Genomic DNA, 22,459 nt, shown 5'->3' with positions numbered 1-22,459 from the left:
GATTGGGGTCTGAAGTGCGTACTTCCGCTCGACTCTTCGGCGCTGCCACCGCTGCGGCCGCGATGCTGGCTGTCGGTTCCCCGGCGTTCGCCGACAGTTACGGCAACGACGGGATCAACGTCCTTGACGACAACAACACCAGCGTCGCGCCGGTCCAACTGTGCGGCAACAACATTGGCGTGTTCTCCATCGTGGCGCCGTTCGCGTCTCCGCAGATCAACAAGTGCGTCAACGCGCCGATCCTGGACCACTGACGGCGAAGACCTCGCGTCACACGTCAACTGCGGAGAAGGGCCGACCTCCCCCACGGGAAGTCGGCCCTTGCGCCGCATCACCAGCGCGCCCCGGCCTCCCATTCGCTGCCCGCGTTTCGACCATGATCCGGATTTACCGAACCATGCTGCAAGAAAGGGCCGGTCTCCTCGGACAGACCGGCTCTTTTCTGCAGGTTGATCAGTGCCGGCTGGACTTCAGGGCTTCCTGCAGGACCGCGGGTTGTTGCGGACGGACGTTCAGCGCGCCCACGCCCTCAGGGTTGGCTGGGGGAGCGGTTCGCACTCGGTGTCCGGGCCTTCGGCAGGCTGCCGCGCCAACAGCTTCACGCTGAGGCTATTGAGCTCGGACTGGAACTGGGAGTTCCCGGGAACTTCGGGAGGGAATGCTTACGTCGTCGGTGCCGATGCGACCGAGAAAACCATGGCCAGGACGAGGACGACGGGAGAGTCTGCGGATGAGGGCGCGTGGTAAACGCATCGCGACCTCCCGGTCAGCGAGAACGGACAAGCCACGATCACGCGCTACGATGTTGCGCCGCTCACGTGCGGACGACCGGGCTAATCTGCTTCATTCACGGGCGCCAGGGGCTGCGTTTGTCGGTGGCCGGGCGAGTCGGGTCGAAGTGGTGGGGGGCGCCGAGTTCGCCCGCTCGCAGCGGCACCATGCCGGCGGCGATCGCGCGCATGATGCGGTCGCGGGCCCTGGCGGCGTCGCCGACCCGGTCGGCGGACAGGTCGCTCAGGTCCACCGGCGCTCCGAAGTGGACTTTCAGCTTCGGCCTGCGGCGAACGGCCCGCAGCCACGACGCGAACAGGATCCACAGGTCGCCGAACCCTCCGACGCGGACCATGCCGTAGCACATCGCCTCGTGGGCACCCCACTGGCTGATCGGCACCACCGTTGCGCCGGACGTCAGCGCCATCCGGGCCACGCCGGTCTTCCCGCGCTCCGGCCACATGTCCGGTTCGAGGGTGATGCGGCCCTCCGGGTACATCAGCACTGGGTGGTGTTCGCTGGTCAGCGCCGAGACGACCCGCCCCAGCGCCTCGCCCGCGGTGCTCTTGCCGCGGTCAGCCCGGACGTGCCGGCAGGCGCGGAGGACCTTGCCCAGCACCGGGGTGTCGAACAGCCCGCCGGTGGCGAGGAAGCGCGGCGCGAGCCGCCGGGTCCGGCAGGCGGCGATCAGCACCAGCGCGTCGAGGTTGCCGATGTGGTTGGCGGCCAGCAGCAGCGGCCTGCCGCGCATCGAATCCGGCACGTCGCCGGTCACTTCCAGCCGCCCGGAGAGCCCGACGACCGCCCGGTCCACCCGCATCAGCACGCGCCACAGCAGCGGCGCGTCGCGGAACAGTTTCTCGCGGTCGGTTCGGCGTGTCGGCTCGTGCGGGCTGGAAGGTAAAGCAACCATGATGGTCAAGGATCTCACGCGTGGTGCCCCGGTTGGAGCGGATCGCCCGAAAAACCGTCCGGCCAGCGATCTTCCGTGGCTGGTGTGACGCGAGAGGTCGGTGAAGATACCGTGTGGGGCATGGCGAGCCGAACATCGAGCGGGGGACGTGGCTCGACGCGCGGTAAGAGCGCGACCAAGAGTAACGGTTCCGCTGCCCGGAGAGGTGGAGCGGCCAGGTCGACCACCGCGCGGAAGAGCACGGGGAGCGCCAAGCCTCGCCCCGGATCGACGCACGCGCCCCGCAGGCCGGCGCCCAAGCGTTCCAGCAAGACCCGTTCCAAGAGTGGCGGGAGTCTCGCGCGCGGCGTAGGGAGCGTGGTCCGGGCGGTAGGCAAGACCAAGGATCTCGACCCCGCGCACCGCCGCGACGGGCTGGCGCTGATCTACCTCGCGACTGCGGTGATCGCCGCCGCCGGTGTCTGGTGGCAGGCCGGGGGGCCGGTCGGGCACTGGTTCGACTGGGCCCTGCGCTCGGTCATCGGCATGGCCGCCGTGGTGCTGCCGGTGGTGCTGCTGGTCACGGCCGTCCTGCTGATGCGCACCGAGAACAGCGCGGAGGCGCGGCCGCGGGTGGTGATCGGGTCGATGCTACTGATCTTCACCACGCTCGGCGTCCTGCACATCGTGGCGGGTTCCCCGCTGAACCCCGAGGACTGGCCGAACGCCGGCGGGGCCCTCGGGTTCGTCGCCGGCGGGCCGCTCGCGCACGGCCTCACCAGCTGGGTCGCCGTGCCCGTGCTGGTGCTGATCGGGCTGTTCGGGGCGCTCGTGCTCACCGGCACGCCGGTGCGCGAGGTCGCGGCGCGGTTGCGCGGCCTCGGGCAAGAGGCCGAGGAGGCCCGGTCGACGGCCGGCACCAAAGAGATCGAGGGCGATACTGCCTCGGTGAAGCTGCGCCGCCCGTCGCGGCGCCGCCAGGCGGCGATGTCCGATGAGGACCGCCAGCTGTCGCTGGACGACGTGCCCGAGGAACAGCCCAAGCCGGCGAAGCCGAGAGCCGCCGCGGTGCCGGCCAAGCCGGTCGCCGAAGCTGCCGGCGAGAAGCCGAAGAAGAGCAGCAAGCCGCAGATCAGCCGGAGCGTCGAAGGCGACTACCAGCTGCCGCCGCTGGACGTGCTCACCGACGGCGACCCGCCGAAGAGCCGCAGTCGGGCCAACGACAGCATGATCGAGGCGATCACCGCGGTGTTGGAGCAGTTCAACATCGACGCCCAGGTCACCGGCTTCACCCGGGGTCCGACCGTGACCCGCTACGAGGTGGAGCTAGGCCCCGGGGTGAAGGTCGAGAAGATCACCGCGCTGACCAAGAACATCGCCTACGCCGCGGCGACCGACAACGTCCGGCTGCTGGCGCCGATCCCCGGCAAGTCCGCGGTGGGCATCGAGGTTCCCAACAGCGACCGGGAGATGGTGCGGCTCGGCGACGTGCTGCGCTCCGCCGAGGCGGGCAAGGACAGCCACCCGCTGGTGATGGGGCTGGGCAAGGACATCGAAGGCCACATGGTCACTGCGAACCTGGCGAAGATGCCGCACCTGCTGGTGGCCGGCTCGACCGGGTCCGGTAAGTCCAGCTTCGTCAACTCGATGCTGGTGTCGCTGCTCGCGCGGGCCACCCCGCAGGAGGTCAGGATGATCCTGATCGACCCGAAGATGGTGGAACTGACCCCGTACGAGGGCATCCCGCACCTGATCACGCCCATCATCACCCAGCCGAAGAAGGCCGCCTCCGCGCTGGCCTGGCTGGTGGAGGAGATGGAGCAGCGCTACCAGGACATGCAGGCCAACCGGGTGCGCCACATCGACGACTTCAACCGGAAGGTCAAGTCGGGGGAGATCACCACCCCGCTGGGCAGCGAGCGCGAGTACCGGCCGTACCCGTACATCCTGGCCATCGTCGACGAGCTCGCCGACCTGATGATGACCGCGCCGCGGGACGTCGAGGACGCCATCGTGCGGATCACCCAGAAGGCGCGGGCCGCCGGCATCCACTTGGTGCTGGCCACCCAGCGCCCGTCGGTGGACGTGGTGACGGGTCTGATCAAGACCAACGTGCCGTCTCGGCTGGCGTTCGCCACCTCGTCGCTGACCGACTCGCGGGTCATCCTGGACCAGCCGGGCGCGGAAAAGCTGATCGGGATGGGCGACGCGCTGTACCTGCCGATGGGCGCGTCGCGGCCGGTGCGCGTGCAGGGCTCGTTCGTCGGCGATGACGAGATCCACCGCATCGTCTCGTTCACCAAGAACCAGGCCGACCCGGAGTACACCGACGGCGTCACGGCGGCCAAGGCGGGTGAGAAGAAGGAGGTCGACTCCGACATCGGCGATGACCTCGACGTCCTGCTGCAGGCCGCCGAGCTCGTCGTGACCAGCCAGTTCGGGTCTACCTCGATGCTGCAGCGCAAGCTGCGGGTCGGGTTCGCCAAGGCGGGGCGGCTGATGGACCTTTTGGAGTCGCGCGGCGTGGTCGGGCCGTCGGAGGGGTCGAAGGCCCGTGAGGTGCTGATCAAGCCGGACGAGCTGGAGAACACGCTGTATACGATTCGGGGCGGGCCGCCGCCGGACGCAGAATGACCCGGTGGTGCAGGTCAGCTACAACCAGAGCAGCGTCTGCCGCAACTTCAGCCTGACCGTGCTGCCGACGTCGGACGGGAAGCCGGCCGCAATTTCAATCAAATGGAAATCCATTGAATTTGCGGGGGGAGTTAGTGGCGAAGCGTGGCATGTGTGGTGTTGAGGTCGCCAATGGCGTGGACGCCCAGCAGTTGGAGGGTTCGGACGATCTCGGCGCGGATGATGTCCACCGCTTTCTGCACGCCCCGCTCGCCCCCGGCCATCAGCCCATACAGGTAGGCGCGGCCGATCAGGCACGAATCCGCGCCCAGCGCGATCGCCGCGACGATGTCCGCGCCGCTGACTATGCCGGTGTCCAGCAGCACCTCGGCCCGGTCGCCGATGGCCTCGCGGACCGACGGCAACAACTCCAGCATGGTCGGGGCACGGTCGAGCTGCCGACCGCCGTGGTTGGACAGCACCACGCCGTCGGCGCCCAGATCGACCACGCGACGGGCGTCGTCGGCGTTCTGGATGCCCTTGACGATCAGCGGCCCCTGCCACAGCTCCCGCAGCCACTCCAGGTCGGCGTAGTTCAGCGACGGGTCGAACATGGCGTTGATCAGGTCTTGCACGGTGCCCGACCAGTGCTTGAAGGAGGCGAACGATAGCGGTTGGGTGGTGAGCAGGTTGAACCACCACGCCGGGTGCATCGCGCCGTCGGCGATGGTCTTGAACGTCAGTTCCGGGGGGATCCTGAGGCCGTTGCGGGTGTCGCGCAGGCGCGCGCCGCCGACCGGTGTGTCGACGGTGAGCAGCAGTGCTTCATAGCCGGAGTCCTGGGCTCGCTGCACCAGCTCACGGCTGGCCTCGCGGTCGCGCCAGAGGTAGAGCTGGAACCACTTGCGGGAGTTTGGCGCGGCGGCGGCCACGTCCTCGATGGACGTGGTGCCCATTGTGGACAGCGCGTAGGGGATGCCCGCGCGTTGGGCGACGCGGGCCACCGCAAGCTCGCCCTCGTGGTTCATCATCCGCGTGAAACCGGTTGGGGCGAAGGAAAACGGCAGCTCGGACCGCTTGCCGAAAATCGTCGTACTGGTGTCCACCTCGGACACGTCCTGCAGCACGGAGGGGTGGAACTCGACGTCGCGGAAAGACTGCCGGGCGCGGCGCAGGCTGATCTCAGCCTCGGCGGCGCCGTCGGTGTAGTCGAACACGGCGCGCGGCGCCCGGCGGCGGGCGATGGCCCGCAGGTCGGCGATCGAGTGCGCGGCGGACAGGCGTCGCTCGGTGGGGTTGAGCTGCGGGGGCTTGACCCGCAGCAGCGGACGCAGTTCGGACCAGCGCGGGAGTTGCCGCTTGACCATTCGTGTTCCCTTCTCGCCGTGCGCGGGGCGCGAAGGGCACATTACCTTTCCGCAGCGGCGAAAAACCCGGCCGACGACGAAGGGCGCGCCCGCTCGGACGCGCCCTTCGCAAACCGCGATCGGACCGGTCTCAGCCGGTCGCGCCGAGCCGCACGAGCTGGCCTTCGGGGGTGATCGCGTGGAACTCCAGCAGCAACCCGTTGCCGGAGAACAGCGCCTTGACCTGCGACTGGTCGACGGCGTCGGCGGTGGAGAAGCTCGTCCCACCGAACTCCCGCACCGCGTAGTAGTAGATGTTCGCGGTGCCCTTGCAGACCGCGTCGGTGCCGCAGACCGAGTTCATGTCGGCCTTGAAGTTGTCATCGATCTTCTTGCGGTTGTCCTCGCTGAACCGGTCCTGCTTCTTGTAGTTGCGGTAACCGAAGTCGTGCCGTTCGCAGCTGGTGCGGAACTTGTAACCCAGCGGTTTGTCCGGCGACATCGAGCAGCCGTCGGTGGACCAGTCGAGCTGGTCCGCGTATGGATGCTCGGCGCGGGTCGCGGTGAACGTGTCGAGGGAGGTCTCGAAGAGGTAATCGTCGGTCACCTTCCGCAGCTGGGTCTGGCTTAGGTCGGCGTGCGCGGTCCCGGCGGTGAGCAGCAGGGCGCCGGCTGCGGCGGCGCCGGCGATGAAGCCGCGGTGAGTAGGGGAACGTTCCACGGATTGGTCTCCTCGAAGCCGAAGGATCATTCTCCCGTGTTATAGCTGGTGCATGTGATGCCTGCGGGGCGGTTGAGCGTCCGGCACGACAATGGTGGCGGGGGATTCGACCGGACGGGTGCTAACCGTTGAGGTCGAGGAGCATTCGCGTGTTGCCGAGGGTGTTGGGCTTGATGTTGGCCAGGTCGAGGAACTCGGCCACGCCGGCGTCGACCGAGCGGCGCATCTCCTCGAAGACCTCGGGGCTTACCGGGGCGCCGTTGATGGTGCGGAAGCCGTGGCGGCCGAAGAACTCGGTCTCGAAGGTCAGCACGAACACCCGGGACAGGCCCAGCTCGCGGGCCAGGTCGACCAGCTGGTGCACGAGGCGGTGGCCGATTCCCCGGCCCTTCACCACCGGGTCCACGGCGACGGTGCGGATCTCGGCGAGGTCTTCCCAGAGCACGTGCAGCGCGCCGCAGCCGACTACGCGGCCGGGCTGGTCGAGTTCGGTCAGCTCGGCGACCCAGAACTCCTGGATGTCCTCGTAGAGCGTGACGAGGTCCTTGGCGAGCAGCACCTCTCCGGCATAGGTGTCGACCAGGGATTTGATCGTCCGCGCGTCGGCGATCCGAGCCCGCCGAATCATTATCGCCGATGACGCATAGTCATTCATGTGAGTATCGTAGCGCCGTGATCCGGCTGCGGCATGCGCATTCGCGGTGCGCGTCACGCACCCAGTCGCAACAGCATGCGCGTGTTGCCGAGGGGTGTTCGGCTTGACGTGCGCAGGTCCGGGAACTGGGCGACGCCTACGTCCGGCGAGCAGCCGATCTCCTCGTAGACGTCGGGCGGGACCGTGGTGTCGGCGATCGGGAGGAAGCCGTGGCGGCCGAAGAACTCGGTTTCGAAGGTCAGCACGAAGATCCGCGACAACCCCAGCTCGCCGGCGGTGGCGATCAGGCGCCCCAAGAGGCGTGCCCGATGCCGCAGCCCTTGGTGATCGGGTTGACCGCGACGGTGCGGATCTCGGCGAGGTCTTCCCAGGGCACGTGCAGCGCGCCGCAGCCGACTACGCGGCCGGGCTGGTCGAGTTCGGTCAGCACGGCGACCCAGAACTCCCCGGCTGTCCTCGTAGAGCGTGACGAAGTCCTTGCCCTGCGCCACTTTTCCCGCGTAGTGGTCGATCAACGCCTTGATCGCGCGGTCATCGTGCAATCTGGCCGGTCGCACCGCGGCGGAAGCGCTCGTGTTAGGTAAGCCTAATCATTGATCGGCTTAATTGGTCGTCGGCTGCCCGTAATCTTCGCCACGGCGGCGGTTTTTCGGCTGGTGGGCTCGTGCGCAGGGCGTGACGACGGGGACGTTACGCTCGTCGCATGTCAACCGAGCAAAATCACCGCCGAGTCGCCATGGTCACGCTCGGTTGCGCCCGCAACGAGGTCGATTCCGAAGAGCTCGCCGGCAACCTGCACGGCCGCGGCTGGGACCTCGTGGAGGCCGACCAGGCCGACGTCGTGGTGGTCAACACCTGCGGCTTCGTCGAAACCGCGAAGAAGGACTCCGTCGACACCCTGCTCGCCGCCGCCGACACCGGCGCGAAGGTCGTCGCGGTGGGCTGCATGGCCGAGCGCTACGGCGCCGAGCTCGCCGAACACCTACCGGAGGCCGATGCGGTGCTCGGCTTCGACCACTACGCCAACCTCGCCGACCGGCTCGACGACGTCCTCGCCGGGCAGGCCATCCAGCCGCACCAGCCGCAGGACCGACGCAAGATGCTGCCGATCAGCCCGGTCGCCCGCCCCGCCGCGGCCGCCGAGGTCGCGGTGCCCGGGCACGGCTGGATCCCGGCCGCCCGCTCGGTGGCGCGCCGTCGGCTCGACGACTCACCGGTCGCCGCGTTGAAGCTGGCCTCGGGCTGCGACCGGCGCTGCTCCTTCTGCGCCATCCCGTCGTTCCGCGGCTCCTTCCTGTCCCGGCCGCCGGAAGAGGTGCTGGGCGAGGCCGTCTGGCTGGCCGAGCACGGGGCCAAGGAGCTGTTCTTGGTCAGCGAGAACTCGACTTCCTACGGCAAGGACCTCTCCGACGCGCGGGCGCTGGAGGTGCTGCTGCCGAAGCTGGCAGCCGTCGAGGGCATCGACCGGGTGCGGGTCTCCTACCTGCAGCCCGCCGAGACCCGGCCAGGCCTGGTGCGGGCCATCGCCACCACCCCCGGCGTCGCGCCGTACTTCGACCTGTCGTTCCAGCACTCCAGCGAGTCGGTGCTGCGCCGGATGCGCCGCTTCGGTTCCACCGAGTCGTTCCTGGCGCTCATCGAGCAGATCCGCGAGCTCGCCCCCGACGCGGGCATCCGTAGCAACGTCATCGTCGGCTTCCCAGGCGAGACCGAGGACGACTTCGCCGAACTGCAGGACTTCCTCACCCGCGCGCGGCTGGACGCCATCGGCGTGTTCGGCTACTCCGACGAGGACGGCACCGAGGCCGCGGAGTTCGACGACAAGATCGACCCGGACGTCGTCGACGAGCGCGTCGAGCAGCTCTCGGACCTGGTGGACGAGCTGATCGCGCAGCGCGCCGAGGACCGCATCGGCACCGAGGTGCGGGTGCTCATCGAGCGCGTCAGCGACGAGGAGTGCGCCGGTCGTGCCGACCACCAGGGACCGGAGGTGGACGGGGAATGCCTCGTCGCTGATCCTGGAGAGGTCAGCGTGGGCGATGTGCTGCACTGCCGGGTGGTGGATAGCGTTGGCGTGGACCTCGTGGTGCGCCCGATCGACAGCACGCCCGCACAGAAACGGTCCGGGGAGCAGCCATGACGGCCGATGGCGCGACATCCGATTCCGCAGCGGTGAACCCGACCGAGCCGCCGCCCGTGCCGCTGGTCAACATCGCCAACATCCTGACCGTTTCCCGGCTGGCGCTGGTACCGGTCTTCCTCGTCGCGCTGTTCTGGGATGGCGGGCACGACACCCTGTGGCGGTGGATCGCCACCGGGGTGTTCGTCATCGCTTCGATCACCGACCGCATCGACGGCGATCTGGCCCGCAAGCGCGGCCTGGTAACCGACTTCGGCAAGGTCGCGGACCCCATCGCGGACAAGGCGCTGACCGGTGCCGCGCTGGTCGGGCTGAGCCTGCTCGGCGACCTGGGCTGGTGGATCACCTGGGTGATCATCGGCCGCGAGGTGGCCGTCACGCTGCTTCGGTTCTGGGTGATCCGCTACGGCGTGATCCCGGCTAGCCACGGCGGCAAGGTCAAGACGTTGCTGCAGGCCATCGCCATCGGTCTCTACCTGCTGCCGCTCGGCAGCTGGGCCGACATCCCGCGCTGGATCGTGATGGGCGCGGCGCTGGTCGCCACCGTCGGTACCGGACTCGACTACGTCGTGCGCGCGGTGCGGCTGCGCGCCGCCGGCCGGGCCAAGGTCGACGCGTGATCCTCGATCAGATCGGGCTGTCGTTGTCGCAGGTGGCGGCCCTGCTCGCCGCGTTGCGGCGGCGCGGTGAAACGGTGGCGACCGCGGAGTCGCTGACCGCTGGGCTGGTAGCCGCGGTGCTGACCGAGGTTCCGGGCGCCAGCGACGTGGTCCGGGGCGGGCTGGTTGTCTACGCGACCGATCTGAAGGCGGAGCTGGCAGGGGTCGACCGCGATCTCCTCGCCGCGCACGGCGCGGTGCACCCGCGGGTCGCGGAAATGCTCGCGGACGGCGCTCGGCAGCGCTGCGGGGCGGACTGGGGCATCGGGCTCACCGGGGTCGCCGGGCCGGACCCGCAGGACGGTGTGCCACCAGGCACCGTGCACCTCGGATTCGCGGGGCCGGGCGGCGCGAGGGTGCACTCGGTGTGCCTCGACGGCGATCGGTACGCCGTGCGGGCTGCGGCCGTTCGGGTGTCGCTGGAACACTTCGCGACTCTCTTGCGTTGATGCGGCAGGATGCTGTGCGCTGGCACAAGAGCGCGCGCGGTCGGGCCCTGCCGACCGATTACGGGACGTTCGCCCTTGGCGGACTTGTCGGCGATCGTTCTCGTTCGGGCCCTCGGATGAGTAACGTAGGTGGCGTTCACGCGTGGTGCACGCGGTAGGCGACGAAGGAAGGGAGGCGCGCGATGACCGTATTGTTGCGGGAGGCGGTCGGTGAACGGCTGCGCCGCGCCCGGACCGCACAGTCTCGGACCTTGCGGGACGTTTCGCGCGCTGCCCGGGTGAGCCTCGGATATCTCTCCGAGGTGGAACGGGGCCGCAAGGAGGCGTCCAGCGAGCTGCTCGCCTCGATCTGCGCCGCGCTGGACTTGCCGCTGCCGGAACTCCTGGTGACAGTGGCCGGCGACCTCGACGAGACGCTGCTGGTGCCGTCGGCCGTCGAGCAGGCCACGTCGGCGGAGATCGACGGTGGCCGCTTGGTGCCCAGCCTGATCGGTACCGAGCTCTCCGACGCAGAACTGGCCCAGCAGCAGCTAGCCGGTGCCGAAGCTGGTGCGGGCGCGGAGCCGCACGTCTGCGCGGACCGGCTGCAGCCGATGCTCAGCCAGCGGATCGGCGCGCCGGTGCGCAAGCCCGGGGGCGTTGTGGTGGCCGCGTAAAAATTGTTGATTGATTCGCTCCGCGTGGCGCGGCGGATAGCGGAACCGCAGGGGCCCCTTCTCGTTGTGGGATCCCCGGCATCAAGAATGCCATTCACAACGTCGGGGCGTCCTCGCGAGACAGCTCGGCGGATGTGGGGTGTCCCCCGCACCGGCGCTGCTGAGAACCTGCGGCGGTGCGAGTTGCGTGTGTGGGCTAACTGGCTTCGCCGCTTCAAAGACAAGGACGTAGCGTGAGTGAGTGCCGGGGCGGGCTGTTGTCCGCTTTGGCACTCACGTCCGTTTCGGGGGTCGGTGGTCGGCGGACTGCGGCGTTCTGGTTCGATCTTGGGTCGTGGCCCCGGGTAAATCCCCGGGATCTACCGTGTTTGGTGGAAGCCGACACGACTACCTGACACGATGGAACCAGCGGGCACGCCCGGTGTGGATGTGTCGGCATGGGGCAGCCAAGCACAGGAGAAGGCAGGCGGAGGAGATGGCCAATCCGTTCGTGAAGGCCTGGAAGTACCTTATGGCGTCGTTCTCGTCGAAGGTCGACGAGTACGCCGATCCGAAGGTGCAGATCCAGCAGGCCATCGAGGAAGCGCAGCGGCAACACCAGAGCCTCTCCCAGCAGGCTGCTTCCGTGATCGGGAACCAGCGGCAGCTGGAGATGAAGCTTAACCGCCAGCTCGGCGAGGTCGAGAAGCTTCAGGCCTCGGCGAAGCAGGCACTGGTCATGGCGGACCAGGCGCGCGCCAACGGCGACGAGGCCACCGCTGGGAAGTACGAGGAGACCGCCACCCAGCTGGCCAGCCAGCTGGTCACCGCCGAGCAGGGTGTCGAGGATCTCAAGACCTTGCACGACCAGTCGCTGGGCGCCGCCGAGCAGGCGAAGCAGGCGGTGGAGCGCAACGCGCAGATCCTGCAGCAGAAGATCGCCGAGCGCACCAAGCTGCTCAGCCAGCTGGAGCAGGCGAAGATGCAGGAGCAGGTCTCCGCCTCGATGCGGCAGATGACCCAGATCGCCGCGCCCGGCAACACGCCGTCGCTGGAAGAGGTCCGGGACAAGATCGAGCGCCGCTACACCACCGCGCTGGGTGAGGCGGAACTGGCGCAGAACAGCGTCCAGGGCCGGATGCTCGAGGTGCAGCAGGCGTCCATCGACGCCGCCGGCGCCAACCGGCTCGCGCAGCTGCGCGCCTCGATGGGCGGCGGGCAGCAGCAGGTGACCGGCGGTGCGCAGCAGCAGATCGCGGGCGGTTCGGCCACTTCCGCTGAGCCGGCGGCCAACCCACAGCAGCAGCAGAACCCGCAAGCCGGCCAAGCCTGAGCGAGCGAGGGGTGAAGTCCCGCAAGCAGCAGCTGGCGCAGTTGGGCGAGGCCGCGCTTGAGCAGTTGCGCGGCCCACTCCTCTCAGAGATGCGGCGCAAGTTCGCCACCTGGCGCGATCCGCGGGCTCGGCTGCTCCGGCAGCGCAAGCGCGCCAAGCGGACCGCCGCGGGTAGCACGGTGTCGACCGGCGTCTTCGGCGCTGGGGCATTCGTTTCGGCGTCCACCCCGACGTTCTGGGGCATGTGGGGCGATCTGGGGTGGTTGTTCCAGGACGTGGCGACCTTCGGCCTCGGCGGGGTCGCCGTCGCCAGCGGCGTGGGCGCGGTCAGCGCGGGACTGAAGTACCGGCGGCTCATGAAGATGCCGCTGCCCGAGCCGCTGCCGGAGCCCGCGGCGCTGCCCCCGCAGGGGTCGGCGGCGCGGGAACCGATGCAGCGGCTGCGCGATGCGGAGCAGAGCCTGCACCGCGCGTTGGCGCAGCTGATGTCGGCGGGCGCGGGCAGCGCCGCAGCCGACGCACGGGGGACCGCGGACAGCGCGGCAGCGGAGCTGCGACGGGTCGCGGAGCGGCTGGTCGCAGTGGAGGCGGCGCTCCCGCACGCGCCAGCGGCGCAGAAGTCCGCGTTGCGGGCTGATGTGCAGCGGCTGCGCCAGGAGCTGGACGAAGGCCTCGACGGGTACGGCGCGTTGGTCGCCGCCGCAGGCCGGGCGGTCGCCGCCAGCGGCACGTCGGAGCAGAAGTACCTGATGCAGGACGCGACCGATCGGTTGGCCGGGCTTGCGGCCGGGTTGCGGGAGATGTTCGGGCCCGGCGGGCCGGGATCCGATCCGCAGCGCCGGTCCGATCCGGCCTGAGGAGACACGTCGCGCCGATATCACTGCTGGTAGTCGACGTATCGTCGGACCTACCGGTGAGTTGGCTTGATTGTGTGATGCGAAATAGTAATCTTCCTCCAGTCATCACATGCCGTGGCAGGGGCGCGCCCGACCGGGCGGCTCGGGGGAGGACGATGTGGCGTTGTGGACCGTGCACGGCAACGGTCGACGCCTGGTGTGCGATGCCGTCGTGGCATCCGAGGAAAGGCTGAGCTGGCCGCTTACCATCGGCTTCGGTCTGCAGCACCTCCTGGCGATGTTCGGCACCACGACGCTGGTGCCGCTACTCACCGGCTTCCCCCTGACGACCACGCTGCTGCTGTCCGGTGTTGGCACGCTGCTGTTCCTGCTGCTCACCCGCAACCGGGTGCCCAGCTACCTGGGCGCGTCGGTGGCCTTCGTGGTGCCTCTGGGCACGGCCGCGGACCAGGCCGGTGCGAGTCCGGCCGCGCTGCTCGGCGGGATCATGTCGGTTGGCCTGGTGGTGCTGGCCGTCGGCGTAGCGGTCAAGGCGCTGGGCGTGCGGCTGTTGGAGTCCGCGATGCCGCCGGTGGTCACCGGGGCGGTCGTGCTGATGATCGGCTTGAGCCTCGCGCCGCAGTCTGTGTCCTCCTTCGGGCAGCAGCCGGTGCCCGCGGCGTTGACGCTGGGCACGGTCGTGCTGCTCACCGTCATCAGCCGGGGCATGGCCGGGCGGGCAGCGGTGCTGATCGGCGTGCTGGTCGGGTGGACCTACGCCGCGCTGGCCGGCGACCTGGTCCAGGAGCGGCTCGACGAACTGGCCGCCGCGCCCTGGTTCGGGTTTCCCCAGCTGATCGCCCCGCAGGTGCACATCTCGGTGATGCCGTTCGTGCTGCCGCTGGCGGTAGTGCTGGTCGCGGAGCACGTCGGGCACCTCAAGGCGGTCGCCGCGATGAGCGGCCGGAACCTCGACCCGCACGTCGGGGACGCGTTGATCGGCGGCGGGTTGGCCACCGCGTTGGCCGGTTCGGCGGGTGGGTCGGCGCTGAGCAGCTACGCGGCGAACGTCGGGGTCATGGCGGCGACGAGGGTGTATTCGACTGCGGCGTGCATGGTGGCCGCGCTGGCCGCGATCCTGCTGTCATTCTCGCCGAAGCTCGGAGCCTTGATCAACACGGTCCCGCTCGGGGTGCTCGGCGGCGCGACGCTGGTGCTGTTCGGGCTGATCGCGCTGGTCGGAGCGCGGATCTGGCTGGACGCCAAGGTGGACTTGGCGGATCCGGTGAACCTCGTGGCGCTGGGCACCGCAGTGATCGCCGGGGTCGGGGACCTGACGCTGCAGTTGGGCGAGCTCAGGGTCACGGGCATGGTGTGGGGCTCGGTCGGCATCGTGCTGATCTACCCGATCCTGCGGAGCCTCGCGGACGCCCGCGGTGCCGCCACCGAGCACTGACGCCAGGATTGCTGGCTACCGCTGCCAGGCGCTGCTGGTCCGGCGTTCATGAGTCGGGGAACCCGTAGTCCAGGCGGCGTCTGAGGTTGCGCTACATGCATCGCACGCAGAACGATTTTGGCAGCAGGTCCGCGGTCAGGGTTGGCAGTTGGGGCAGTGGTACGTGACCCGGGCTTCGACGCCGTCGCCCTGGGTGCCGCGGCGGACCGGGCCTCCGCAGCGCAGGCAGGTGCGACGGTCGTAGACCCAGTGCTGGGTGCCGCGCCGCAGGCTGTTGGTGGTGGACTGCTCGGGATGCCAGGTGTTGCGCAGCAGCAGTTCCCGGCACAGCCGCACCGCCTGGGCCGCGTCGACCTCCGCGACCGGCGTCCACGGCGACCGGCCGAGCAGGAAGCACACTTCCGTCTTGTAGAGGTTGCCGACCCCCGCCATAGCGGTCTGGTCCAGCAACGCGAGGCCGAGTTCCCGGTCCGGGTCGGCGGTCAGCCGCCGGACCGCCTCGGCCGCGTGTTCGTCGCCCCACTTCGGGTCGAGCAGGTCCGGCCCCAGGTGGCCGAGCAGCCGGGATTCCGCCGAGGTCGGCAGCCAGCGCATGTCGTGCAGGTTGAACCCGACCGCGACCCGTTCCGCCGTGCTCAGCACCGCCCTGACCTGGTGCGCCGGTCGCCGCCACCGGGCGCCAGGGGAGTAGAGGTGCCAGGCGCCGTCCATGCGCAGGTGGCTGTGCAGGGTGTGACCGTCGTCGAAGCGGATCAGCAGATGCTTGCCAGCCGGCCGTACCTCGCGCACCCCGTGTCCTGCGAGGTCCAAAGTGGACAACCGTGGGTGCCGCAGCTCGCCGCAGGTCAGGACCTGCCCGGCCAGCGCCTCGTGCAACCGGTGGCAGGTGAGAAAGACCGTGTCGCCTTCGGGCAAAGCCGGCTCACCGCCCCTCGACCGCCAACTTCAGCCCCAGGCCGATCAGCACCGTCGCGGTGACCCGGTCCAGCCAGGCGCGTACCCGCTGCTTCTCAAACAGCGCGCGGGCCCGGCTGGCGACCCACACCAGCGCGGTGCCCCAGAGCAGGCCGATGGAGACGTGCGTGGCGACCAGCAGCGGGCCCCAGGCGAACGCCGTCGGCCCGGCAGGCAGGAACTGCGGCAGCAAGCTGATGTAGAACACGCCCACCTTGGGGTTGAGCAGGTTCGTGGTCATCCCGGCCCGCAGCGCCGTCCAACCGGTCAGCCGGACCGGTTCGGCAGGGACGTCTTCGGTCTGCTGAACTTTGTTGCGGGGCAAGGATTTCCAGATCGCCGAGCCGCCCAGCCACAGCAGGTAGGCCGCGCCCGACGCCCGCACGATGTCGTAGGCGATCTGGGACGCGGTGAGCAGCGCGGTCAGCCCCGCGACGCTCGCGGTGCCCCAGATCACGCAGCCGAGGTTGATGCCGAGGAACGTCGTGACCCCGGCGCGGCGCCCGCCCAGCAGCGAATGCCGCAGGATCAGCATCGTGTCCAGCCCCGGCGTCATGATGCCGATCAGCGCCACGACGAGGAACGCGGAGTACGACGTCGTGCTCATTCGGTCTCCTTCAGGAATTCCTCGTCGTCCGGCTCGAAGCGGCGCTGCCGACCCGCTCGCAGGGTGCGGGCGAGCACCAGGTTGAACGCTAGCGCGACCTCCCGCGCGCCCGGAGTGCCCCACTGGTGGATCGGCATGCACGCGCCTTGTGCTTGCTGCACGGCCAACCGATCGGGCAGCGCGACCGGCAGCACCAGGGGGCCGAAGATGTCCCGCAGCTCGTCGATGCGGAATTGGTGCTCGTGTGAGCGCGGCCGGACCCGGTTGACGATGACGCCGAGCGGCTGCAGATCGGGGTTGTTCGACTGGCGCTCGGCCTGCACGGCCTCGAATGCCCGCTGCACGCCGGAGACCGCGAAGATCGTCGGCTCGGTGACCAGCAGCGCGCGGTCGGCGGCGATCAGCGCGGAGCGGGTCAGCCGCCCCAGGGACGGCGGACAGTCCAGCAGCACCAGCTGGTACGGCAGCTCGCCCTCGGCGATCAGACCGTCCAGTTCGGACAGCGCGTCTGTGAGGTGGGACAGGTGATCGCCATCGGAGTGCTGGCCGTTGAGGCTCTCGGCATCCTCGGAGCCCACCAGGACGTCGACTTCTTCCCCCCACGAGCTGCCGGCCACCGCCGCCCGCAGAACCTCCGGGCGCGGATCGGCCAGCACGTCGCTGAGGCCCTTGGTGGCCTTGTCCGGCTCCAGGCATGCGGTCGCGTTGCACTGCGGATCGAGGTCGACGACCAGCGTCCGAACCCCTCGGCGCATGGCGGCCGAGGCAAGTCCGAGCACCACGGTCGTCTTGCCCACGCCACCCTTGAGACTCAGCACTGCCACCGTCTGCACGGTCGTAGCCTACGGAACCGGCGGCCGCGCCAGAACTTCTACCTGAAACTCGATCCGCTTGGCGGCGCGGGTAGCGGCCCCTTGCAGGAGCCGCTGACACCGTCTCGCTGCGCTCGGAGGCGGATTCCCCGCAGCGCCACCGGCCTCCCGCTGATTCGCACGCCGGTGAAACCCGCCCGCGGCCCCGCATTACGCTGCTCACCATGAGATCCGACGCCGTCCACCAGGTGCTGGAAACCGAACTCGACGACGCTCGGCGTCGCCGCGGCGGGCGCCCACCGCGGGTGCTCGACGTCGGTGGCGGTAGCGGCGTGTGGGCCGTGCCGCTGGCATCGGCGGGATGCTCGGTGACGGTGGTCGATCCGAGCCCGAACGCGCTGGCGACGCTCCAGCGCCGGGCCGTCGACGCCGGGGTGGCCGATCAGATCACCCCGTTGCAGGGCGACACCGACGCGCTGGCGGCGCTCAGCCCGGAAGGCGGCGCCGATCTCGTGCTCGCGCACGGCCTCCTGGAGGTCGTCGACGACGTCCAGGCCGCGGTTGCGGCGCTGGCGGCGGTCACCGCACCGGGCGGCGCCGTGTCGGTGCTGGTCGCCAACCGGTACGCGGCGGTCCTCGGGTGGGCGCTGGCCGGGCGTGTAGCCGAGGCGCTGCAACTGATCCAGGACCCGGACGGCCGGCTCGACGCGGCCTCAGACACCTTGCAGCGGCGGTTCGACACCGACGGCCTGCGGCAACTCCTGGCAGGAGCCGGACTCTCGGTGGAGTTGGTGCAGGGACAGGGTGTGCTCAGCGACCTGGTGCCCGGATCGGTGCTGGACAACAACCCCAGGGCGGCCGAGGCGATGGCCGAGTTGGAGCGAGTGGCAGCGCTGCGCTCCCCGCTGCGTGACATGGCAACCCGACTGCACGTAATCGCCCGCAGGCCCGCCTGACGACTGCTTCCAAGCTGGCTGCGCCACTTGGAAGGCGAGGAGCGCAAACGTAGAGGCGGGCCTTTGGCGCCGCCCTTTCCGCTGGGTGGATGCCCGCGGCGGAAGCGGAACGCGGATCGGCCACTGCCCCGAGGGGATGATGTCGGCAACCTCGCAAAGTTCTGGTGCTGGGACCGGGTAGTCGTCCCGTCGCGGGAACCGTATCCTCGTGGGTGACGCCCCCAAGCGTTCGCCGGTCTCCAGCCTGCGTGGGCAACCAGCCCACCGGGTCTCCGGCGCCACTGAGAGACCTGTGCCGGAGGAGGAGTCATGCCACTCTCCGAGCACGAGCAGCGACAGCTCGAACAAATCGAGCGCGCGCTCTATGCCGAGGACCCCAAGTTCGCCTCCACCGTGCGCGGAGGACGACTGCATCGACCATCCAGACGCCGGCGGCTGCAGGGCATAACCGTCTTCGTCCTGGGGTTGGCCCTGCTGGTAATCGGCGCGGTGATCCCGGCCCTCAGGCCGGCCGACATTCCCGTGTTGAGCGTGGTCGGCTTCCTCGTGATGTTCGGCGGAGCAGTGATCGTCCTGTCCGCGTTGCGCGGTGGCGGGGACGACATCGAATCGGGGCTGGAGAACGGCGGTGGTGACCGGCGGAAGAGGGGCGCGAACCGCAGTGCTGGACGCAGTTCCTTCGCCCAGCGAATGGAGGAGCGCTTCCGCAAGCGCTTCGATCAATAACATCTGATGACCTGATGATCGCCGTCGGCTGCCAACGAGCAGACCGGCGGCGATGATCGCTGTGCACCAGCGTCCCCAGACTCGTTTCGCGTGGCGGTGCGGGTAGCGGAACGTCGGGCGCCGACTTCGGTGCTTCAGACAGGGACCCTGCTGGTTAACTTCGGCGCGGCGTTGGGGCTGTTTGGGAAGGTGCGGGCGTGAAGCGAACGAACCGCGTTCGTGTCGTCTATCGAGGTGAACAGGCCGTCCACCACACACGGGTTGGCGAGGCAGAACCGGGACCACTCCCGCGGTGAAACCAGCCACTCGCGGAATTAGCCAGCAGGGTCGACAGGCAGCTCAAAACCGCACCAAGAGCAGCCTCGAAAAGCACACCGATCTTCGCGGACGCCTTGGCATCACCGGTTGGCGTGGCGGAGCTGCAGCACCGAGCGCGGGAACAGGCGCGAGCGCCAGTCCAGCGGCGCTGCGCGGCGCAGGCTGTCCAGCACACCGTGCAGCGTCTCCGGGAGCGTCACCTCCGGTTCCTGCCCCACTGGCGCGTACCACTCCCGCTCCACCGCCACCACCAGCGCCCGCATCGCCTTGGCCCCGGATTCGTCCAGGGCGTGATCATCGATGAAGCCCGTCGCGACGCGTCGCACGGTGTGGGTGGCCACCGGTCGGGTCCCCCGGTCCTGGAACTCGTCCAGCACCTCTCGCCACGCGATCCCCGCAGCACCGTCGGTTCCTTCGGCGACCGCGCGCAGCCGCCGCCGCCTGCGCACCTCGCGCACCAGCGCGGGTGTCACCAGCAGAGCCAAGCCGAGCACGAGGACGCCGATCGTGATCGGCCACGGGTTCGTGCTGTCCTCTTCTCGTGGCGTGCGCGCCGCGCCGACATCGGCGCCGTCCGGGTGCGCCGACCCGGGCTGTGAGCCGACGGTGGGCGGTGTGCTCGGCACCGGCTGACCCGGCGCCTGTGCTTGCGGCTGTGAAGGGTTCAGCTCGCTGTTGAGGAACGCCGGCAGCGCGGTGCGGCCGTCACTGCGCGGCGTCGGGTCGAAGGTCTGCCAGCCCCAGCCCGGGAAGTACGCCTCGACCCAGGCGTGCGCGTCCTCGGTGGTGATCACCCGCTCGTCGCCATCGCGGTAACCGGAGGTGAAGCCGATCGCCACCCGGGACGGGATGCCCACGGCACGCAGCAGGACCGCCATCGACGAGGCGTACTGCTCGCAGAACCCGCGCTTGCCGCGGAACAGGAAGTCCGACAAGGCGTCGCTGCCGGTCGCCGGGGCGGTCTTCAGGTCGTAGCGGAAACCGTTCGACGGATCGGTGAAGTACCGGTTGAGCATGACGGCCTTGTCGAAAGCGGTGGGCGCGTTCGCGGTCAACCGCCTGGCCAGGTCGGCCGCCTGGGGCGGGATTCCCGCGGTGTCCAAGTAGGCCGGGGCTATCGGCGTCGGGCCCTGGGCTTCGCGCAGCTGGTCCGCGGTGGGCTGCTGGACGAGGAACTGCTCGACGTAGGGGCGGCTTTCCTGGTTGGTCTGGGTGAACACGATTCCGGCGGCCGGGTCGTAACGCCAGTTGGTGCCCATCCCGGAGACGAACAGCGGGATGCCGAACACCGGCAGCCACGGGTCCCGATAGCCGATTGGCTGGATCTCGACCCGCTCGCTGTCTCCGAGCATGATGTCGGTGCCCTCCGGCAGCGCGAGCTTGGTGTTGGCGTCGACACCCTGGGTGAGGCCTTCCAGCTCCCAGCCGCGTTTCGGGTCGAACTTCCGCAGCGTCATCGCCCGCAGGTAGGTGGCCTCCCGCAGACCGCGAACCCGGAACAGCTCGACGACGCGGTCCCGGTTGAGCTGGCCGCGCAACGACGTGAACGGTTGCAGCCCGATCCCGTCGGTGCCGCCGAACTCCTCCGGCACCGCGCCGGGCAGCCGGCCCTCGGTGCCGACCCCGGTGAACACCACGCCGGTGAGCAGCGCGATCACCCCGGCGGTGCCGGCGACCGCGCCCGTGGTGCGGCCGAACAGGGTTTGCGCGACCTGGCTGCGGTCTTCGTGCCGGCGCCACCTGCGATGCTGCCCGCCCGAAGCCAGCAGCACGGCGTAGCCCAGCGCACCGGCGACGAAGGTCCACCACGGCAGCATGTCGTCGGCCAGCGACGCGGGGATCGCGAAGACGCACAGCAGCAGCAGCCCGGCCACCGCCGGGCTGCGGTATGTCACCACGATGAGGTCCGTGACCAGTGCGACCACGCCCAGACCGAGGCAAACCATGGCCTGCAAGGCCGGTTCGGCGGGCACCGGCGCAACGCCGGTGCGCACCAGTTCGGCGGCGTCGCCGAGCAGCTTGCCGAGATCCGCGATCGCTGCCGGGCCAGGCAGCAACCCAAGGATCGCGTGCTCGGCGAACTGCGCGGTCAGTACCAGCAGCAGGCTGACCAGCTGGGTGATCACGGTGGCCGCGACCGGCCTGCGGAACCGCTGGCCCAACGCCCCGATCGCGGCGACGGCGACCACTGTGACCATCGCCGGGAAGACCCACCGGGCGTCGGCCAGCACGCCTGCGAACGCCGTCGACGCGCACAGCACGGACAGCGCACCGGCCGTGGTCGCCACCAACGACATGTCGATGGCGCCGGTCATCCGGTTCGCCGTCACGTCACGACCTCCGATTCGGGTGCCGTGGTCTCCCGGCAGAGTCGTTGCCAGACCTCAGCGATCGAGACCCGGGGGCCGCCCGCGATGACCACGGTCCAGCCGGCCGCGCGCAGCCGCCGGGCGGTCTGCCGCGGGTCGAAACTGCCGCTGTTCTCCCCGTTCCAGGCCCCGACGTCGAGCAGCAGTGCGAGGCTCCGAGTCGCTTGTGGACGGAGCTTGGTCAGCTCGGTGACCGCCGCGGTGGTCGTTTCGCCGAGGACCGCGATGAGCTCGTGGCCGCCACCTGGATCGCGGGTTGCCACCAGGTCGCGCTGCGGCGAGCTGCGGACCGCAGCCAGCGAGTCGAGCACCGCATCGTCGTCGTGCCCGCCGTCGTACGGCCCGGCGCCGCCCGCCAGCAGCTGCCCGTCCTCGGTGACCAGCCGGACTTGCTGGCCGCTCCGGTGCAGGTGCAGGCAGATGCTGGCCACAGCGGAAATTGCCCACTCGACGCTGCTCCCCGCGCCGCTGCCCCGGTGCGCGGCCGACCGCCGGTCCAGCAGCACCGTGACGCCGCCGTGCCAGGGGCGTTCCTCGACGCGCACCATCAGCTCGTCGCGGCGCGCGGTGGACTTCCAGTGCACGCGCCGGATGTCGTCGCCGTGCCGGTACTGCCGCACCATCGCATCGTCCTCGCCGTGCCCGGAGCGCAGGCGCGTAGTGCCGTCGTCGCCGGTGCCCAGCCCGGAACCGGCGGGCAGTCCGGTTAGTGGGAAGACCTTCGGCACGGCCACCAGGCGGCTGCGGTCGGCGAGCTCCCGCTCGAACTCGGAAAGCCCGAACGGATCGCCGATCCGGGTGCGCAGCGGTCCGATGTGGTGGATGCCGCGCAGCGTCGGCGTCACCGCGTACTCCAGGAGCGTGCCGCGGTGCCGGGGCACCGCGGCCAGCCGGAACCGCGGCCGCCCGCCGAGCGCGTGCGGGGTGTTGTCCTCCAGCACCAAACCGTCGACCGGTAGCCGTCCGCTGCCGGAGACGTGCAGCCGCACGGTGGCCTCGGAGCCGACCGGGATCCGCGGCGGCACCACCTGCCGGCGGGCGGCGATCCCGAACCGGATGCGGCTGGACAGCAGCAGCGCCAGCAGCGGCAGCGCGATCACGAACGCCGAGACGCGCAGCAGATCCCGTTCGTCCAGCACGAGTGCGCAGATGCCGGCGGCCGCGCCCGCTGCCAACAGGCAGCGCCCGCGGATCGTCAGCCCGGAGAGCAC

Annotated in this window: 20 protein-coding genes and 1 pseudogene; 11 read left to right on the top strand and 10 right to left on the bottom strand. The window is 69.8% G+C overall.

Going from position 1 to position 22,459, the window contains the following annotated elements; genetic code table 11:
- Positions 1 to 14 precede the first annotated feature (14 nt).
- The gene (locus tag ACWDKQ_RS06990; protein WP_450137820.1) at positions 15 to 254 is read left to right on the top strand and encodes a hypothetical protein; all 240 of its coding nucleotides are present in this window, start codon (positions 15 to 17) and stop codon (positions 252 to 254) included.
- A 593-nt stretch (positions 255 to 847) separates the two neighbouring features.
- Here the strand turns inward: ACWDKQ_RS06990 and ACWDKQ_RS06985 are convergent.
- Positions 848 to 1,684, bottom strand: a complete 837-nt coding sequence (locus ACWDKQ_RS06985) for a lysophospholipid acyltransferase family protein (protein ID WP_450137819.1) — start codon at positions 1,682 to 1,684, stop codon at positions 848 to 850.
- Between the two features lie 120 nt (positions 1,685 to 1,804).
- Between ACWDKQ_RS06985 and ACWDKQ_RS06980 the strand changes: the two genes are divergently transcribed.
- Entirely contained in the window at positions 1,805 to 4,297 is a 2,493-nt protein-coding gene (locus tag ACWDKQ_RS06980) for a DNA translocase FtsK (RefSeq protein WP_450137818.1), read from the top strand.
- Between the two features lie 131 nt (positions 4,298 to 4,428).
- On the opposite strand, the gene ACWDKQ_RS06975 is transcribed toward ACWDKQ_RS06980, so the two are convergent.
- From ACWDKQ_RS06975 to ACWDKQ_RS06960, 4 genes and pseudogenes are all read right to left on the bottom strand, one after another.
- A complete protein-coding gene (locus ACWDKQ_RS06975; RefSeq protein WP_450137817.1) occupies positions 4,429 to 5,643 on the bottom strand; it encodes an alpha-hydroxy acid oxidase in 1,215 nt (404 codons plus the stop codon).
- 130 nt (positions 5,644 to 5,773) lie between these two features.
- Entirely contained in the window at positions 5,774 to 6,343 is a 570-nt protein-coding gene (locus tag ACWDKQ_RS06970) for a phospholipase (RefSeq protein WP_450137816.1), read from the bottom strand.
- Between the two features lie 121 nt (positions 6,344 to 6,464).
- Positions 6,465 to 6,998, bottom strand: coding sequence for an amino-acid N-acetyltransferase (locus ACWDKQ_RS06965; protein WP_450137815.1), 534 nt, complete (start codon positions 6,996 to 6,998; stop codon positions 6,465 to 6,467).
- A 53-nt stretch (positions 6,999 to 7,051) separates the two neighbouring features.
- Positions 7,052 to 7,555: pseudogene (locus ACWDKQ_RS06960) on the bottom strand (amino-acid N-acetyltransferase).
- Between the two features lie 146 nt (positions 7,556 to 7,701).
- Between ACWDKQ_RS06960 and rimO the strand changes: the two are divergent.
- The 7 genes from rimO (at position 7,702) to ACWDKQ_RS06925 (ending at position 14,506) form a co-directional block, all read left to right on the top strand.
- Positions 7,702 to 9,138: a 30S ribosomal protein S12 methylthiotransferase RimO gene (gene rimO / locus ACWDKQ_RS06955; RefSeq protein ID WP_450137814.1), complete on the top strand. Its 1,437-nt coding sequence runs from the start codon at positions 7,702 to 7,704 to the stop codon at positions 9,136 to 9,138.
- The gene (pgsA, locus tag ACWDKQ_RS06950; RefSeq protein ID WP_450137813.1) at positions 9,135 to 9,758 is read left to right on the top strand and encodes a CDP-diacylglycerol--glycerol-3-phosphate 3-phosphatidyltransferase; all 624 of its coding nucleotides are present in this window, start codon (positions 9,135 to 9,137) and stop codon (positions 9,756 to 9,758) included. The genes rimO and pgsA overlap by 4 nt, the downstream gene beginning before the upstream one ends.
- Positions 9,755 to 10,246, top strand: a complete 492-nt coding sequence (locus ACWDKQ_RS06945; protein WP_450137812.1) for a CinA family protein — start codon at positions 9,755 to 9,757, stop codon at positions 10,244 to 10,246. Before pgsA ends, ACWDKQ_RS06945 begins: the two co-directional genes overlap by 4 nt.
- A gap of 182 nt (positions 10,247 to 10,428) precedes the next feature.
- Entirely contained in the window at positions 10,429 to 10,902 is a 474-nt protein-coding gene (locus ACWDKQ_RS06940) for a helix-turn-helix domain-containing protein (protein WP_450137811.1), read from the top strand.
- A 475-nt stretch (positions 10,903 to 11,377) separates the two neighbouring features.
- Positions 11,378 to 12,214 (top strand): PspA/IM30 family protein, encoded by an 837-nt coding sequence (locus ACWDKQ_RS06935; protein WP_450137810.1) that lies wholly within the window; start codon positions 11,378 to 11,380, stop codon positions 12,212 to 12,214.
- Positions 12,215 to 12,225: 11 nt separating this feature from the next.
- On the top strand, positions 12,226 to 13,071 hold the full coding sequence (pspM, locus tag ACWDKQ_RS06930) for a phage shock envelope stress response protein PspM (RefSeq protein ID WP_450137809.1): 846 nt from the start codon (positions 12,226 to 12,228) through the stop codon (positions 13,069 to 13,071).
- A 157-nt stretch (positions 13,072 to 13,228) separates the two neighbouring features.
- Positions 13,229 to 14,506, top strand: a complete 1,278-nt coding sequence (locus ACWDKQ_RS06925; RefSeq protein ID WP_450137808.1) for a uracil-xanthine permease family protein — start codon at positions 13,229 to 13,231, stop codon at positions 14,504 to 14,506.
- A gap of 135 nt (positions 14,507 to 14,641) precedes the next feature.
- Here ACWDKQ_RS06925 and ACWDKQ_RS06920 read toward each other — a convergent pair whose 3' ends face one another.
- From ACWDKQ_RS06920 to ACWDKQ_RS06910, 3 genes are read right to left on the bottom strand one after another with little or no spacing between them, the layout of a single operon-like run.
- Entirely contained in the window at positions 14,642 to 15,421 is a 780-nt protein-coding gene (locus tag ACWDKQ_RS06920) for a DNA-formamidopyrimidine glycosylase family protein (protein WP_450137807.1), read from the bottom strand.
- 7 nt (positions 15,422 to 15,428) lie between these two features.
- Complete coding sequence (locus ACWDKQ_RS06915) at positions 15,429 to 16,067, bottom strand: LysE family translocator (RefSeq protein WP_450137806.1); 639 nt, start codon at positions 16,065 to 16,067, stop codon at positions 15,429 to 15,431.
- On the bottom strand, positions 16,064 to 16,900 hold the full coding sequence (locus ACWDKQ_RS06910) for a ParA family protein (protein WP_450137805.1): 837 nt from the start codon (positions 16,898 to 16,900) through the stop codon (positions 16,064 to 16,066). The genes ACWDKQ_RS06915 and ACWDKQ_RS06910 overlap by 4 nt, the downstream gene beginning before the upstream one ends.
- Positions 16,901 to 17,103: 203 nt before the next feature.
- On the opposite strand from ACWDKQ_RS06910, the gene ACWDKQ_RS06905 reads away from it, so the two are divergent.
- Entirely contained in the window at positions 17,104 to 17,835 is a 732-nt protein-coding gene (locus ACWDKQ_RS06905) for a class I SAM-dependent methyltransferase (protein WP_450137804.1), read from the top strand.
- A 309-nt stretch (positions 17,836 to 18,144) separates the two neighbouring features.
- The gene (locus ACWDKQ_RS06900; RefSeq protein WP_450137803.1) at positions 18,145 to 18,561 is read left to right on the top strand and encodes a DUF3040 domain-containing protein; all 417 of its coding nucleotides are present in this window, start codon (positions 18,145 to 18,147) and stop codon (positions 18,559 to 18,561) included.
- A 398-nt stretch (positions 18,562 to 18,959) separates the two neighbouring features.
- Here the strand turns inward: ACWDKQ_RS06900 and ACWDKQ_RS06895 are convergent, their stop codons facing one another.
- Both ACWDKQ_RS06895 and ACWDKQ_RS06890 read right to left on the bottom strand, forming a co-directional pair.
- Positions 18,960 to 21,209, bottom strand: coding sequence for a transglutaminase family protein (locus ACWDKQ_RS06895; protein ID WP_450137802.1), 2,250 nt, complete (start codon positions 21,207 to 21,209; stop codon positions 18,960 to 18,962).
- Positions 21,206 to 22,459, bottom strand: a complete 1,254-nt coding sequence (locus ACWDKQ_RS06890; RefSeq protein WP_450137801.1) for a DUF58 domain-containing protein — start codon at positions 22,457 to 22,459, stop codon at positions 21,206 to 21,208. Before ACWDKQ_RS06890 ends, ACWDKQ_RS06895 begins: the two co-directional genes overlap by 4 nt.

This window comes from Saccharopolyspora sp. NPDC000995, from assembly GCF_053599315.1.
This window is presented reverse-complemented; position numbering and strand designations above follow the sequence as displayed.